8 protein-coding genes are annotated in these 15,955 nt (G+C 61.8%); 7 read left to right on the top strand and 1 reads right to left on the bottom strand.

Going from position 1 to position 15,955, the window contains the following annotated elements; all coding sequences use genetic code 11:
- Nucleotides 1-17 precede the first annotated feature (17 nt).
- From IAE77_RS20670 to IAE77_RS20645, 6 genes are all read left to right on the top strand, one after another.
- On the top strand, nt 18-794 hold the full coding sequence (locus tag IAE77_RS20670; RefSeq protein ID WP_294230903.1) for a LuxR C-terminal-related transcriptional regulator: 777 nt from the start codon (nt 18-20) through the stop codon (nt 792-794).
- Between the two features lie 140 nt (nt 795-934).
- On the top strand, nt 935-9,667 hold the full coding sequence (locus tag IAE77_RS20665; RefSeq protein ID WP_294230901.1) for an IPT/TIG domain-containing protein: 8,733 nt from the start codon (nt 935-937) through the stop codon (nt 9,665-9,667).
- Nucleotides 9,668-9,678: 11 nt separating this feature from the next.
- The gene (locus tag IAE77_RS20660) at nt 9,679-9,825 is read left to right on the top strand and encodes a hypothetical protein (RefSeq protein WP_294230899.1); all 147 of its coding nucleotides are present in this window, start codon (nt 9,679-9,681) and stop codon (nt 9,823-9,825) included.
- A gap of 138 nt (nt 9,826-9,963) precedes the next feature.
- Nucleotides 9,964-12,246, top strand: a complete 2,283-nt coding sequence (locus tag IAE77_RS20655) for an ATP-binding protein (protein ID WP_294230897.1) — start codon at nt 9,964-9,966, stop codon at nt 12,244-12,246.
- Nucleotides 12,247-12,330: 84 nt separating this feature from the next.
- Nucleotides 12,331-12,687, top strand: a complete 357-nt coding sequence (locus tag IAE77_RS20650) for a glutaredoxin (protein WP_294230895.1) — start codon at nt 12,331-12,333, stop codon at nt 12,685-12,687.
- Nucleotides 12,688-12,782: 95 nt separating this feature from the next.
- A complete protein-coding gene (locus IAE77_RS20645; protein WP_294230893.1) occupies nt 12,783-13,415 on the top strand; it encodes a DUF2959 domain-containing protein in 633 nt (210 codons plus the stop codon).
- A 133-nt stretch (nt 13,416-13,548) separates the two neighbouring features.
- Here the strand turns inward: IAE77_RS20645 and IAE77_RS20640 are convergent, their stop codons facing one another.
- On the bottom strand, nt 13,549-14,556 hold the full coding sequence (locus IAE77_RS20640) for a metallophosphoesterase (RefSeq protein WP_294230891.1): 1,008 nt from the start codon (nt 14,554-14,556) through the stop codon (nt 13,549-13,551).
- A 169-nt stretch (nt 14,557-14,725) separates the two neighbouring features.
- Between IAE77_RS20640 and IAE77_RS20635 the strand changes: the two genes are divergently transcribed.
- Nucleotides 14,726-15,301 (top strand): Uma2 family endonuclease, encoded by a 576-nt coding sequence (locus IAE77_RS20635; protein WP_294230889.1) that lies wholly within the window; start codon nt 14,726-14,728, stop codon nt 15,299-15,301.
- Nucleotides 15,302-15,955 lie beyond the last annotated feature (654 nt).

Below are 15,955 nucleotides of genomic sequence, written 5' to 3'. Positions count from 1 at the left end.
GACTTAGGCAACACGTCATGACCTCACAAATTCGCGCATTGCTTGAGGCGATAGAAATGCTCCATTCTCACCAGGAGGGAGCATTTCCAGAACGAGTTATGCGAGCTTGTCAGCATGTCTTTCCTGAGACCTTCAATGGATTTGAACTTTGGAGTCTGGCTGATGGCAGCTACGAAGGGGGGGTCAACGCTCCGTTTGACGAAGCCACACGGGCTGAACGGATGCAGCGTATCGCCGAAGTGCTGCCAAAGGACAATCCCGCTTTTGCCGCTGTCGTGGCCGGGGCGCGCGAGCCGCTGCTGCTATCGGACTTCATCACTCACCGTCAACTCCGCCTCACGGAGTATTATGATCTGGCACTAAAGCCGCTGGGCATTCGCCACCAGGTGGCCATTCCTATCCTCACCGGCACCCACGCGGGCGGTGTCGTTTTCAACAAGGGAGGGCTGCGCAGCTTTACGAATGAGGACATGGATCTCATTCGACAGTTTGGCAGGCAGATCGTGCTTGCACACCAGACCGCGCAGGCTCTGGCCGCATCGGAACCGCAGAAGGCGCAGGTGAAGACGACGGACCAGTTGATGCTCCGCCGGGCGGGATTGAGCCGGCGCGAGAGCGAGGTGCTGCTATGGATCGCCGAGGGCAAGCGGGACAAGGAGATCGCGCTGATTCTGGGAGTCAGCTACCGGACCGTCACCGATCATGTGCGCGCCATTTTGACCAAGTTGCGGGTGGAGACCCGTACCGCCGCCGTGGCGGTCGCGCAGCGGCTGGGTGTGATGCAAAATCCGTAATATTACGGGTAGCCCCAGCCCTGCTGTCCGGCTACACGAGCTTTCTCTGATCGGCTCTTAATCTTGAACATGTGTCGGTGAAACCTTGGTAGAAGGTCACCGCCGCGCCTCGCTGAAGTCAATCCTCTCTCTCGCATCGCATGACATCACTCCGCCTTCTGGGTTTACTCACCAGCCTAGCCCTGGCACTTCCGGTTCAAGCACAGCTTAGCGGCAGTGATACCTTCAGCGACAACAGCAAAGACACGACAAAATGGGGAGGGGATGTTGTTTCCGGCGGTGCCTCGCTCATGGAGGTCAACTCCCGGCTGGAATACCGCGTGACGACCCCAGACGGCGACTTTGACGAAGCTCTGCGCCCTTGGGTTCTCAATTCGGCACGCAACTCAGATGCCTTTGACGTGATCGTGGATGTCTTCAACAATGTGTCCCCAACCGGCAGCAACAACGCCTCGATCGGCCTGGTGGTGACGAGCCTGGAGAACGACGAGGACAGCATCTTTATGGAGCTTTTCCGTGGCGGTCCCAACTCGGATGGGAAGGGATTCCTTGCGGCGCTGAGCTCCGCAGCCGCAGGCGGGGAAGTTCTGCCTTACACAATGCCAACTTCACATGCCGCAGTCACGACGGCCTCGGTCAGATTGAACTACAATCCCTCCACCCTCATCTTCACCGCTTACTACGACGCCACCGGCAGCGCGGATGGCTTCCAGTGGGTGGCATATGGCACTTTTGGCGTGGGCATCTCTGGGGGCGGCACCATCCGCAACAGCCCATGGCAACTGACACAGAACCTTGGCTTCAAGGTCAGCGTGAGTGCCTTTTCCGAAGGCCTCGTTGTGGCTAGTGGAACCGTGCATGCGGACAATTTTTCCATCAACCCACCCACGGTAGCGTCGATCACGCCTGCGAGCGGCCCGACTTCTGGCGGGACCAGCGTGACCATCACTGGCACAAACTTCACCGGTGCCACGGGCGTGACCATCGGTGGCGCGGCGGCAACCAGTGTCACCGTGGTCAACGCCACGACGATCACCGCGATCACACCGCCCGGCTCCGCAGGCCCGGCCAGCGTGGTGGTGACCACGCCTAGTGGCTCCAACAGCGCCAACTCGCTCTTCACCTATGTGGCCTCACCGACCCCATCCGTGAGCGTCCTCGGCCTGACCAAGACCCGGCACCATGACCAGACTGCGGCGGGAACCACGTTGCTGCATGACTATAGCATGCATGGCTTTCTTGCAGGGCCGTCTCACAGCGCCAGCGTTCCTTCGTCTTCGAACCGCTTTACCCGCCCAGGCGGTGGCCCGTATGCCCTGATCTTTGATGACGGCCGTTGGGGATATCGGGTCTATTTTCCTTCCAAGACTTTGCTCGATGCCGAGTTTCCCAACACCACTTACGATTTCCTCATCGGCACCTCTCCTGCCGTAGTTCTCTCCTTCGGGGCCGAAAACTATCCTGTTCAGCCCGTGATCACAGCCTCCGCCGGAACCTGGAGTGGAGGCAGATTGCTCGTCAGCGAAGCGGAGGCATTGGCTGGCTTCACACTCACCAGCAACATATCGAACGGCCCGGGCTTGCTCTCTCTGGAAGTGTATTCAGACCTCGAAGACATTCTGTATGAGACAAGGTCTAACCCGGGCCTCAACGAGTCCATCTCTGGCACCGTGCCTCCCGGCAGCCTGTCTTTAGGACAAGTCTATGAGGTAACAGCGGAATTTGATCATGGATCACCCGGGGTCTCCTTGGCAGGGCAAAGCTGGGCGTTGCCAGGAGCGCAGGGCTACACGCTTTTCAGCTCCAACACACGGTTTGAAATGGAGGTGGTGTCCGCGCCGACTGTGACCGCGATCTCGCCGACCAGCGGCCCCACCGGAGGCGGGACCAGTGTGACCATTACTGGCACGAACTTCACGGGTGCGACGGGTGTGACCATCGGTGGAGCGGCGGCCACCAGTGTTACCGTGCTCAATGCCACGACCATCACATGCCTGACGCCTGCGGGAACTGCCGGAGCCAAGAGCGTGGTGGTGACCACGCCCGGAGGTTCGAACAGCGCCAATTCGCTTTTCACCTATGTGGCCCCAGCACCTACCGTGACAGCGATCACGCCCTCCAGTGGTCCGACAACGGGTGGAACCAGCGTGACCATCACCGGGACCAACTTCACAGGGGCCACCGGAGTGACCATCGGTGGCGCTGCGGCCACGAGTGTCAGTGTGGTCAACGCCACAACCATCACCTGCGTGACACCTGCCGGAACTGCCGGAGCCAAGAGCGTGGTGGTGACCACGCCCGGAGGTTCGAACAGTGCCAACTCCCTCTTTACCTATGTGGCACCACCCACTGTAACCTCAGTTGCACCCGCGAACGGCCCCATCGCAGGCGGGACCAGCGTGACGATCACCGGCACGAACTTTGCCGGAGCCACTGGCGTGACCATCGGTGGCGTTACGGCCACGAGTGTCTCCGTGGTCAACTCCACGAGCATCACCTGTGTGACGCCCGCAGGAACGGCAGGATCTAAAAGCGTGGTGGTGACCACGCCCGGCGGTTCCAACAGCGCCAATTCGCTCTTCACCTATGTCGCCGCACCCACGGTGGCATCAATTGCGCCCGCGAGCGGTCCGACTTCTGGCGGGACCAGCGTGACAATCACGGGCACCAACTTCACCGGAGCCACGGGGGTGACACTCGGCGGCTCTGCCGCCACGAACGTGAGCGTCGTCAATGCCACAACGATCACCTGCATCACACCTGCCCGCTCTGCAGGCGCGGCCAGCGTGGTAGTGACCACGCCGGGCGGCTCGAACAGCGTCAACTCGCTGTTCTCCTATCTCGCCGCACCGACGGTGACGTCAATTTCACCCTCGAAAAACCCTCTCGCAGGTGGAGTTAGCGTCACCATCACTGGCACGAACTTCACAGGAGCAACCGGAGTAACCATCGGTGGCGCACCGGCAACCAGTGTCAATGCGGTGAATGACACGACGATCACCTGTGTGACGCCCGCAGCCGCTGCCGGAGCAAAGAGCGTGGTGGTCACCACGCCCGGCGGTTCCAATGGCGCCAACTCGCTGTTGACCTATGTGGCGGCACCAACTGTGACGTCCATTGCACCCACGAGCGGCCCCACCGCAGGCGGGACCAGCGTGACGATCACCGGCACCGACTTCACATGGGTGCTGGGAGTGACGATTGGTGGCGTTGCGGCCATGAACATCACGGAAGTAAATCCCACAACGATCACCGCCACTACACCGGCCGGCACCGCAGGCACGGCTAGCGTAGTGGTAAACACGGCGTTCGGATCTAGCAGCGCCAACTCGCTGTTCACCTATGTGGCCCCAGCACCCACCGTGACTGCGATTTCGCCAGCAAGCGGTCCGACCTCGGGCGGGACCAGTGTGACCATCACTGGCACGAACTTCACCGGCGCGACAGGAGTGACCATCGGCGGCACGACGGCCACGAGTGTCAGTGTGGTGAATGACACGAAGATCACCGCCATCACGCCTGCTGGCACTGCGGGCACGGCCAGCGTGGTGGTGACCACCCCAAGCGGTTCCAACAGCGTCAACTCGCTCTTCACCTATGTCGCACCACCCACGGTGACGTCGATTGCGCCCGCAAGCGGTCCGACTTCTGGCGGGACCAGCGTGACCATCACTGGAACCAACTTCACTGGAGCCACCGGGGTGACCATCGGTGGCGCTGCGGCCACGAGTGTCACCGTGGTCAACGCCACGAGCATCACCTGTGTGACGCCCTCAGGCACTGCCGGAGCAAGAAGCGTGGTGGTGACCACCCCAGGCGGTTCCAACAGCGCCAACTCGCTGTTCACCTATGTGGCAGCTCCAACGGTGACGGCGATTGCGCCGAATACGGGAACCACCACAGGCGGGACCAGTGTGACCATCAGCGGCACAGGCTTCACCGGAGCCACGGGCGTGACCATCGGTGGCGCGGCGGCGACGGGGATAACGGTGGTCAACGCCACTACCATTACCGCCACGACTCCAGCGCGCAGCGTAGGCACCGCCAGCGTGCTGGTCACGACCGCCGGTGGTACCAACGCGGCGAACACCCTCTACACCTATGTGGCCCCGCCCACCGTGACCGCAATCAATCCCGCCAGCGGTAGCACACTCGGCGGGACTAGCGTGACGATCACCGGCACGAATTTGACCGGAGCCGCGGCAGTGACCATCGGTGGTACCTCAGCTACGAGCGTGAATGTGGTCAATGCGACCACCATCACCTGCATCACGCCCGCTCATGCGGCAGGAGTGGCCAGCGTCCTCGTCACCACCGTGGGCGGGACCAATGCGGCGAACACGCTATACACCTATGTCGCCCCGCCCACTGTGACCCTGTCCACGGCCAATCTGCCGACCACGGCGACGACGCTGACCCTCACGGGCACTGGCTTCAGCACCACGCCGGGGAATAACACCGTGGCCTTCACGCCGACGGGCACCGGCACTGTCACAGCCTCCACGGGCACGTCCCTGACCGTGACCAGCCTGTCGGGGCTAACTCTGGGTGCTCTGAGCGCCGTGGTCACCACCAACGGCCTCAGCAGCGGTGCCGCCGTGCAGGTGGCCACCGTGGTCGCGCCAGGCCCAGGGGATCTCGATCCGCTCAATCTCAACATCGTCGGCAGCTATGTCGGGGCCACCGCCGTGCAGCCGGATGGCAAGACGATCATCGCGGGCGAATTCACCTCGGTGCTGGGGGTGGTGCGCAACAACATCGCGCGGCTCAATGCCGATGGCACGCTGGATGCGGGCTTCAATCCCAATGCGAACGGCGTCGTCTATAGCGTGGCGGTGCAGGCGGACGGCCAGATCCTGCTCGGGGGCACCTTCACCAGCGTGGGCGGCACCACGCGCAACCACATCGCGCGGGTGGCGGCCAATGGCACGCTGGATGCAGGCTTCAATCCCGGTGCGAATAACGACGTCTATAGCGTGGCGGTGCAGGCGGACGGGCAGATCCTGCTCGGGGGCGCCTTCAACATCGTGGGCGGGGACGCCCGCAACCACATCGCGCGGGTGGCGACCAATGGCACGCTAGATGCGGGCTTCAATCCCGGTGCGAACAGTAACGTCTATAGCCTGGCGGTGCAGGCGGACGGTCAGATTCTGCTCGGGGGCTTCTTCACCAGCGTGGGCGGCACCACGCGCAACCGCATCGCGCGGGTGGCGGCCAATGGCACGCTGGATGCGGCCTTCAATCCCAATGCGAACGGCCTAGTCCGTAGCGTGGCGGTGCAGGCGGACGGCCAGATTCTGCTCGGGGGCACCTTCACCAGCGTGGGCGGCACCACGCGCAACTACATCGCGCGGGTGGCGGCCAATGGCACGCTGGATGCAAGCTTCAATCCCGGTGCGAATAACGACGTCCTTAGCGTGGCGGTGCAGGCGGACGGCCAGATCCTGCTCGGGGGCTTCTTCAGCACCGTGGGCGGGACCACGCGCAACCGCATCGCCCGGGTGGCGCCCAATGGCACGCTGGATGCGGGCTTCAATCCCAATGCGATCAACAGCGTCAATAGCGTGGCGGTGCAGGCAGATGGCAAAGTGCTTCTCGGGGGCACCTTCATCACCATGGGCGGGACCGCGCGCAACCTCTTCGCCCGGCTGCTCAATGACCCGGCCACGCAGAGCCTGACCATCCCCAGCGCCAGCCGCGTGCAGTGGCTGCGCGGCGGTGCCTCCCCGGAGGTGGAGCCGGTGACCTTTGAACTGTCCACCGATGGCGGCACGATCTACAGCGCGCTCGGCGCGGGCACCCGCATCTCGGGCGGCTGGGAGCGCACCGCCCTCACCCTGCCCCCCAGCGGCCACATCCGCGCCCGTGGCCGCACCACCGGCGGCAATTATAACGGCACCGGTGGCCTGGTGGAGACCGTGGCCAGCTTCAGCGTCGCCGTCGCCCCCACGGTCACGAACCTCACCCCAGCCAACGGTAGTACCGCTGGCGGCACCAGCGTTACCATCACCGGCACGAATTTGACCGGAGCCACCGCCGTAGCCTTTGGCGGCACGGCGGCGACGAGCTTCGCTGTGGTCAATGCCACAACCATTACCGCGACCACACCTGCCGGAACAGCGGGTGCCAAGAGCGTGGTGGTGACCACTCCCGGCGGTTCCAACAGCGCCAATTCGCTGTTCACCTATGTCGCAGCTCCAACGGTGACGGCGATTGCGCCGAATACAGGAACCACCGCAGGCGGGACCAGTGTGACGATCACCGGGACCAACTTTAGTGGTGCGTTGTCCGTAACGATAGGCGGCGTGGCAGCGACAGGGGTGACCGTGGTCAACGATACCACCATCCATGCCGTGACTGGACCGCACTCAGCAGGCAACGTGGATGTAACTGTGACGACATCCGGCGGCCAGGGCACAGGAGCTGCCCTCTACACTTACATCACGCAAATCGCCGCCGATTCTCTAGACGCCAACGCCATCGGTTACGATGTCGAGGCCATGGTCGTGCAGCCCGATGGAAAGACGATCATCGCTGGCGAGTTTACCTCCATTCAGGGCGTTGCCCGGAACAACATCGCCCGGCTCAATGCTGACGGCACGCTGGACCAGGGCTTCAATCCCAACGCTGGGGATGTTGTCCGCAGCGTGGCTTTGCAAACAGATGGAAAAATCCTGATTGGAGGCAGCTTCACAACCGTGGCAGGAACCTCGCGCAACCGGATCGCCAGGCTCAATGCTGACGGCACGCTTGATGCTGCCTTTAACCCCAATGCGAACTCGGCGGTCCGTTGTTTGGCGCTACAAGCGGACGGAAAGATCCTGCTAGGAGGCTTGTTTGGCAGCGTGGGAGGAAGCACTCGAAATCAGATCGCAAGACTCAATGCAAACGGCACCGTGGACACGGGCTTCAACCCTGGTGCTACTACGGTGGTGTACAGCCTGGCAGTGCAGGCAGACAGCAAGATTATCCTCGGAGGAGGATTCAGCGCCGTGGGTGGAACAGCGAGGAGCTTTGTGGCGCGAGTGAATGAGGACGGCAGTCTGGACACGAGCTTCACTCCTGCCGCGAATGACAACGTTTGGAGTGTGGCCTTGCAACCGGATGGCAGAATTCTGATCGGCGGGTCCTTCACCAACGTGAACGGAGCCACGCGCAACCGGATCGCACGACTAAACTCCGACGGCACGCTCGACACGGGCTTCAATCCTAACGCAGACTCAACGATCACAAGCATGGCCCTGCAGACGGATGGGAAAATTCTTCTGGCTGGAGCATTTAACAGCTTGGGAGGGAGCGGCCGGTTCCGGATCGGTCGGATCAATGCCAACGGCACCCTGGACGCGGGCTTTAATCCTGCTGTGAACAACAGTGTTTGGAGCGTCGTGTTGCACCCGGATGGAAGAATTCTTCTCGGTGGCACTTTCACGATGGTGGGCACCACTCCGCGCAGCTTCCTGGCAAGGCTGAGCAATGATCCAGCGACTCAGATGCTCAGCGTTCCAGCCCCGACTCAGATCAGTTGGAACCGAGGAGGAAGCGCCCCGGAAGTCTCACAAGTAACCTTTGAAAAGAGCAGCGACAGCGGCGTGACTTGGACACCACTCGGAAACGCAAGCCGGGTGGGCGAAACGTCCAACTGGCAGTTAGCAGGCATTAACTTGGTCGGCAGCGGGCAAGTCCGCGTCCGTGCGCGCATCACAGGCGGTTATCATGGCGGTAGTTCCAGCCTGATTGAAGCAACATCAAACTACGACTTTAGCATCTCTGAGCCAGCTTGGCCCGGCACCGATGACTTCAACGACAGTGTGAGTGATCCGGCCAAGTGGGCTGCGGCGGACTCTGGGCACGGAGGTGCGCAGCTAATCGAAGCGGGTGGCCGCCTGGAGTATCGAGTGAGCACGCCGGATGGCGATTATGATGAGGCGCTGCGCCACTGGCTGGCCACCGTGCCGACGAACAGCGAGGCTTTTGAGGCGATTGTCGATGTTCACAACGGTGTGGTCGGCAACAACGCTTCCATTGGCCTAACCGTCACCAGCTTGCAGGATGCAAGGGACAGCCTGTATTTGGAACTCTATCGCGTCGGCCCGGACGGTTCTGGATTCCTCGCTGCCTTGAGGTCAAATGTCCATGGTGGTGACGAGGTGCCGCCAAACACCCTGCCCTCGGGCCACGGGGTAACGGATGGCGCAGTCCGTCTTGTTTTCGACCCGGTGACAAAAATCTTCACAACCTACTATGACACCACGGGCAGTGGCGACGGCTACCAGTGGCAGGTCTATGGCAGCTTTGGCGTGGGAGCCTCCGGTGGAGGCACTACCCGCAACAGCCCTTGGCTGCTGGGGAACAACGCAGGTTTCAGAATCAGCATCAGCGGGTTATCCGAAGGGCTGGTGATCCCGGCGGGACAGGTCTATGCGGATAATTTCAGAGTCCAAGTGCCTAGCGAAGCGTTTCAGCGGTTGCTAACCTGGGCAGCCGCTGCTGGCCTGAGTGGGAACGATGCGGAACCTGATGCGGAACCGTTTGGTGATGGTGTCCCCAATCTCTTGAAGTACGCCTTCAACATGAACGGCTCCCGCTCCGATGTCTCCGTCCTCATTCCAGGCACCGGGGAAAGCGGGTTGCCGCGAATCGACACGCCCACTTCCGGCACCTTCCGCTTCGAATTCCTCCGCCGCGTTGGCAGCGGCCTCATCTACACTCCAGAAAAGAGTGGCGACCTCCATTCAAGCTCCTGGCAGCCGCTCACAGACACTCCCGCCGTCATCCTGATCAACGCGGAATGGGAACGCGTCATCTACGAAGAGCCGTACACCCCTGGGGTAACTCCACAGTTGTTCGGTCGGGTTCAAGTGAACCTTCCGTAGAAGCGCAAGTCGTGCCCATCTCCAAAGTCCGCCGCCTCTACAACAAGCTCCTCATCGGCGACCGCACGACCATCGAGCACTTCGATGGACCGCACATGATCCACGGCGTGGGGACTTATGAGTTTTTGAAGGAGAAACTGGGCTGGAAGGGGCAGTAAACCGCATGGGCCGGCATCTTGCGTCCGCTGATGCGGGAAGGCTTAGGCGCCTTTGAAGCCGGGGCTTAGCCACGGAAGACAGGTTCGCGGGTAGGTTCAGGCGTTCCGGCGAGGCCGCCCGTTCTCCCAGTGCGCCCCATGAGTGTCACCAATTTTCTTCAACGCCCCTCCTTCCCGCTTCCCGTGCGCGAGGAACTGCCCAGTCTGCGGCAGTTCTTCACCCGCGCGAAGGTCGTCTGCGGCGCGGCCGCCGGCCTGCTGCTGCTGACGTTCGTGACTTTGAAGTGGGTGGACCAGGAGCTGGAGAAGCGCTCCTCCCAGGGAGCGGTGGCGATGAACATGCTGGCCCGCCAGCGCATGGAAAGCCAGATGCTCGTGCGGCTGGCGCTGCAGGCGGAGCAGGGACGCCCCGGTGAGAGGGAATTCCAGTTGCAGCGTCTGAAGCGGACGTGGGCGGTGATGAGCGCAAACCAGTCGATGCTCGAATCCGACGCGCTTTTACCGGAGGCGGGTGAGCGCATGCCTGCCATGGATGCCCGGCTGTCCGAGGCGGGACGCAGTTTCGCCGCGATCGAGAAGTCGATGCAGAAGATCATCCCCCACCTGGAAAAGCATGGCGCGGGCACTCTGCTGCCGGACGGTCCGGGGGAAACCCTGCCGGCCGAGTGCGATGCCTTTGCGAGCGATCTCGAGCGCGTGGCCGAGCTGCTGCAGGCGACGAGCGGGGACATTCACGATGCTTTCACACTGGTGGGCTGGCTCCGGATCGGCGCGGCTGCGCTGATCGTTTTCACAGCGATGTTCCTGCTGACTCGCGGCCAGATCTCGCCGCTGAAACGTCTGATTGAGACAACGAACCGCTTCGAGGAGCTGACCTACCTGCAAAACGCGATCCTGGAGAACGCCGCGTGCAGCATCATCAGCACGAATCCCGAAGGCGTGATCATCACCTTCAATCGCGGCGCGGAAAATCTCACCGGCTACTCGCGTGACGAAATGGTCGGCCTGCAGTCGCCGGAACTCATCCATGATGGCGAGGAAGTCGTCCGCGTGGCGGCGGAAACCTCGACCGAACTCGGCACCGAGATCACGCCCGGCTTTGAGGTCTTCGTGGCGCATGCCCGGCGCGGCATCATCCGCGAGCGGGAGTGGACTTACATCAAGAAGGACGGCAGCCGTGTGCCGGTCTCCTTGAGCGTCACGGCCATGCGCAGCCCGGACGGCCGCATCACCGGCTTCCTCGGTGTCGCGCGTGATGTGACGGAGAAAAAGCGGCTGGAGCAGCAGTTCCTGCGTGCGCAGCGCATCGAGAGCATCGGCACGCTGGCGGGCGGCATCGCCCATGATTTGAACAACGTGCTCACGCCGATCCTCGTGTCGATCGAGCTGCTGCGTGCCACGAACACGAACGAGCGCATGACCAGCGTGCTGGCAAACATCGAGAGCAGTGCCAAGCGTGGCGCGGACATGGTGCGGCAGATTCTCTCCTTCGCCCGCGGGGTGGAGGGCGAGCGCACCATCATCAGCCCCGGCCGCGCCATCAAGGACATCCAGCGCCTGATCCACGACACCTTCCCGAAAAACATCCGCTGCATCATCGACGCGCCGGCCGATCTGCCCTCGCTCATGGGCGATCCCACGCAACTGCACCAGATCCTGCTGAATCTCTGCGTGAACGCACGCGATGCCATGCCCGGCGGCGGCACCCTCACCATCACGCTGCAAAGCCTCACGCTCGATGAGAGCGCCGCATCGATGCAGATGGATGCCAAACCCGGCTCTTACATCTCCATCCGTGTCAAGGACACCGGCCTGGGCATCCCGAGGGAGATCCTCGACAAGATCTTCGATCCCTTCTTCACCACCAAGGAGATCGGGAAGGGCACCGGACTCGGTCTTTCCACCGTCCTGGCCATCACCAGGAGCCATGGCGGCTTTCTCCAGGTTTCGAGCGAGCCGGGAGATGGCTCCACCTTCATCGTGTGCCTGCCAGCCTTGGCGGAAGCGGAGAAAGCCTCCGCCGAGGCGGTGGTCGAAGAGCAGCTCCCCAGCGGTGGCGGGAAGCTCATCCTCGTCGTCGATGACGAGGAAAACGTGCGCAGCGTCACCCAGCACACGCTGGAGGCGCTCGGCTATCGCACGCTCTCGGCGGCTGACGGCGTGGAGGCCGTGGCCATCTACAGCCGCCGGAACAATGAGATCGCCGCCGTGCTCACGGACATGATGATGCCCGTCATGTCCGGTCCCGCCACGATCCAGGTGCTGAAGCGCATCAATCCCTCCGTGAAGATCATCGCCGCCAGCGGCATCACGCAGCAGGGCGGCCTGGCCACGGCGGCGGAGATGGGCGTGAAGCATCTGCTGCCGAAACCGTATTCCGCGCAGACCATGCTCGCCACGCTGCACACGGCGCTGAATTGACCGAGGCAGCGGCACCCGGAGCGACAGCCCGTTTGCATTCGACGCGTCGTCCGCTACGCTCGCGGCGTATCCACCCAACGCATCATGCAAACACCCAAAATCACCGCTTATCTCAAAACCTACTGTGGCTGGAGCGAGGGCGTCCGCGCCATCTTCCGCAAATACGGCCTCGATTACGAGGAGAAGGACATCATCAAGAATCCCGCCTTCCGCTGGGAGATGGAACAGAAGAGCGGCCAGCCGCTTTCCCCCTGCGTCGAAATCAACGGCACCATGCTCGCTGACATCAGCGGCGACGAGGTGGAGGCCTGGATGAGTCAAAACGGCCTGCTCGAAAAAAGCGATGCCGTCGCCGATGCCCCGACGAATTCTGCCTGCTCCGATGCCCAGCACGCCGCCATGGCCGCCGGTCAGGTGGGCACGCTGAAGTTCGTGGGCTGATTTTTTGGCTTCCACGCCCGTTTCGAACGGATTAACAGGATTGAGTTCTCGCTCGCCTCCTGTTAATCCGTTTTTCGTTCCTCTCGCCACCTCCCATGAACTGCCGCCTCGTCCTCGCCCTCTGCCTTTCCACCCTGGCCTCCTGCAATTCCATCTACTACGCCGCCTGGGAGAAGCTCGGCTACGAGAAGCGGGATCTGCTGAAGAGCGCCGTCAAAGCTGCCCGTGGCGAGCAAAAAGAGGCCGGCGAGGAGTTCCAGGACGCGCTCACCCAGCTCAAAAAGCTCACGGGCTACAGCGGCGGCAACCTCGAAAGCGCCTACAACCGCTTCAGAGGCGAATACGAGGACTGCGAGGCTCAGGCCACGGCCGTACGCAGCCAGATCCGCGAGGTGGACACCGTCGCCCGTGACCTTTTCCGCGAATGGGAGAAGGAAATCCGCCAGTATGAGAACGCCTCCCTGGCCGCCGACAGCCGGCGCAAGCTGGCGGACACGCGTTCCCGCTTCGAGCAGCTCTCCCGGTCCCTCCATGCCGCTGAATCGACGATGGACCCGGTGCTGCGTCAATTCCGCGACCAAGTCCTCTATTTGAAGCACAATCTGAACGCCGCCGCCATCGGCTCGCTCCGGGGCAAGGCCGACGACATCCAGGGCGACATCCAGCGACTGCTGGAGCAGATGAACCGCTCCATCGCCGAGGCCGATCGTTTCATCCAGACGCTCTGATCCGCAGCGCACGCGACAGCGTCCTGGACTGCGGCGGACCTCCGCCGCTTTCGAGTGTCCCTCAGGCTGCGCAAAGCTCCAGAGGGCTGGAGCACTCCAAAACGCTCACGCGAATGGCGTTGGGGTCTGGTCCTCAGCCGACCACGAAGCTGCCGTCCAGCTTCTTCGTTACCGAGTGCAGTACACTACCGTCAAAGCTGTGATGCGTGAAGGTCAGCGCCTCCGGGGTGACTTGCAGATGCGTGAAACCGTGGATGTCCTTGCCGAAGGGCATCTTACGCTCATTGGGCAGCTTGCGCGTGCTGGCCCCGCCACCGCCGGAAAGCAGATGCGTGGTGAAGCGGCCCTTCATCTCCAGGTGCTGCAGGTCGTGATCGTGCCCGCAGAGATACGCGTGCACCTTGTGCTCCTCAAACAGCGGCTCCCACTGCGCCAGCAGGGCCTTCGTGTCGCCATGCGATCCGTTTGAGTAGAGCGGATGATGCCCCACCGCGATGGTGAAAGGCGCACGCGGCTTTGCCAGCTCCGCCTTCAGCCAGATGAGCTGTTCCTTCTCCTCGTCGGCGCTCATGTGGGGCTTCGGCTTGCCGGTCTTCTTGTCCTTTCCTCCAGACACCGCCGGCAGATTGCTGTCCAGGCAGATGAAGGTCGCCAGCGGCTTGCCCACCGGCCCGAGATCGAAGCGATACCACTTCGCGGGCATCTTCCAGCGCACGCCCGGCTTCTGCGAGTAAGCGAGCTGCACTTTCTCGCCACCAGGATTGTCATGGTAATCGTGATTCCCCAGCACCGACCACATCGGCCCCGGAAACACGCTGGAGGGATACATGTCCTCGATCTCTTTCCGCCAGCGTGGCGACTCCGTGCTGAAGCCTCCCTTGTCCAGGCTGTAAAAATTGTCACCCAGCAGCAGCAGGCCTTCCGTTTTGAGGCTCTTGTCAGCGACGAACTTCTTCATGCCCTCCGCCACCTTCACCTGATTCGCCGAGCCGGTGCCGAAATCACCAATCATGAGCAGATGCAGCGCCTCCTTCGCGATTTCGGCCGCGGCGCGATCCGGGCGGAGGTTCAAGGCAAGCGCGGCAGACGAGCAGAACAGCGTTTGAATGGCGCGACGGCGGGAAAGCAGGTTGGAATTCATCGTGGAGCCTCAAACGCGTGGCCCTCCCGGCATCTCGCAGTCGTTTCCACCTGGAAGCAAGGCTTTCGCCCCCTGTGGCGACTTTGCCACGGCACCTGAATTCTGCCCGGCATCATCCTCCAAAAGCAAAGTCTTGGCAAAGCGCTGCTTGAGATGTTAACTCTGCCGCATGGCCGTCCTGACGACTCCACCCGAACTGCCGCTGGCCCGCATCTCCTGCGAGAAATATCATGCGCTGATCCGGTCAGGAGCCTTCACCGAGGACGACCGTCTGGAGCTCATCAACGGTTATCTCATTCAGAAGATGTCCATCGGACCAAACCACGCGGGAGCCGTCAAGGCGTTGAACTTTCTCCTCAGCCGCCGCCTGGGGGACCGTGCCATCGTCGCCGTGCAGGATCCAGTCACCATCAACGAATATTCCGAGCCGGAGCCGGACATCGTGGTGGTCCGCTTTCGCGAGGATTTTTATCGCGAGAAGCATCCCACGCCCTCCGACATCCTGCTTGTGGTCGAGGTCGCCGACAGCAGCCTGTCCTACGACTTGAACGCCAAAATCCCGCTCTACGCCGCTGCCGACATTCCCGAGGTCTGGCTGGTGAATCTCGTCACGCGCCAGATCACCGTCTTTACCAGGCCAGATGGCGCTGCCTACACGCAGTCACGCCTCTGCAAGTCGGGAGACAGCCTCACGATGCCCGGTTTCCCGGATGTCATCGTGAAGGTGGACGAGCTCGGCTGGTGACGCTCGGCGCCATGAGCTTCGATTGATTGTGTCAGGCATTGTGTTGCCGTGATGGTGAAACCCGGCTGCTTGCCATGATTTCAAATTCTAAGGGGCAAAACGCGAAAAAACTACGTTGCCTGCTATCCAGATCGGACAAGCTGCACGGCTCTCGAAATCATAAGGTCGGGCAGTAAATCAAATGCCTCCCATGTGGTCGAGATTAGCCGCTCATCAATTGCACTGACAGCCACTTCGATGTTTTGGATAGCCTCTTCAGGAGCTTCTCAATTTGTTGTTCGAGTTCTGGTGACGAAGGATCGATGACATGATCTCTAAAAACTTGAAGAACCTCCCGTCCTCCAGCCGCACCCAGCAAGGCCTTCTACTCCCTGCGCCAGATCGTCTAGATGTTGCCAGGCGATGTCTGACCATCCATTCCCAAGCCAAAGACAAAGCGCATATGCGGCCCTGCCATCTTTGCACCGGTGGCGGCAACTCGTTTCTGGATAGCTCGTATAGCTCCTGCCCCTGCTGAGTGAGCAAATCCTAGTGCGATCTTATTTCGCCCAAAATCGTCCGCCAATCTCGCGAATGCATTATGGAATCGTGAAGGAGTGTATCCGAGCAGGAGGCGGAGGCAAGACTCGTTTAGCTGGAGGCGCGTGGCGCGCC

This window comes from Prosthecobacter sp. (assembly GCF_014879935.1).
In the GTDB taxonomy this organism is placed as follows: Bacteria; Verrucomicrobiota; Verrucomicrobiia; order Verrucomicrobiales; family Verrucomicrobiaceae; genus Prosthecobacter.
This window is presented reverse-complemented; position numbering and strand designations above follow the sequence as displayed.

What these genes read in the sequence shown, in the direction of transcription:
- IAE77_RS20650 (WP_294230895.1), top strand. Translation starts at nt 12,331, where the DNA reads ATGCAAACACCCAAAATCACCGCTTATCTCAAAACCTACTGTGGCTGG.
- IAE77_RS20635 (WP_294230889.1), top strand. Translation starts at nt 14,726, where the DNA reads ATGGCCGTCCTGACGACTCCACCCGAACTGCCGCTGGCCCGCATCTCC.
- IAE77_RS20670 (WP_294230903.1), top strand. Translation starts at nt 18, where the DNA reads ATGACCTCACAAATTCGCGCATTGCTTGAGGCGATAGAAATGCTCCAT.
- IAE77_RS20645 (WP_294230893.1), top strand. Translation starts at nt 12,783, where the DNA reads ATGAACTGCCGCCTCGTCCTCGCCCTCTGCCTTTCCACCCTGGCCTCC.
- IAE77_RS20665 (WP_294230901.1), top strand. Translation starts at nt 935, where the DNA reads ATGACATCACTCCGCCTTCTGGGTTTACTCACCAGCCTAGCCCTGGCA.
- IAE77_RS20655 (WP_294230897.1), top strand. Translation starts at nt 9,964, where the DNA reads ATGAGTGTCACCAATTTTCTTCAACGCCCCTCCTTCCCGCTTCCCGTG.
- IAE77_RS20640 (WP_294230891.1), bottom strand. Translation starts at nt 14,556, where the DNA reads ATGAATTCCAACCTGCTTTCCCGCCGTCGCGCCATTCAAACGCTGTTC.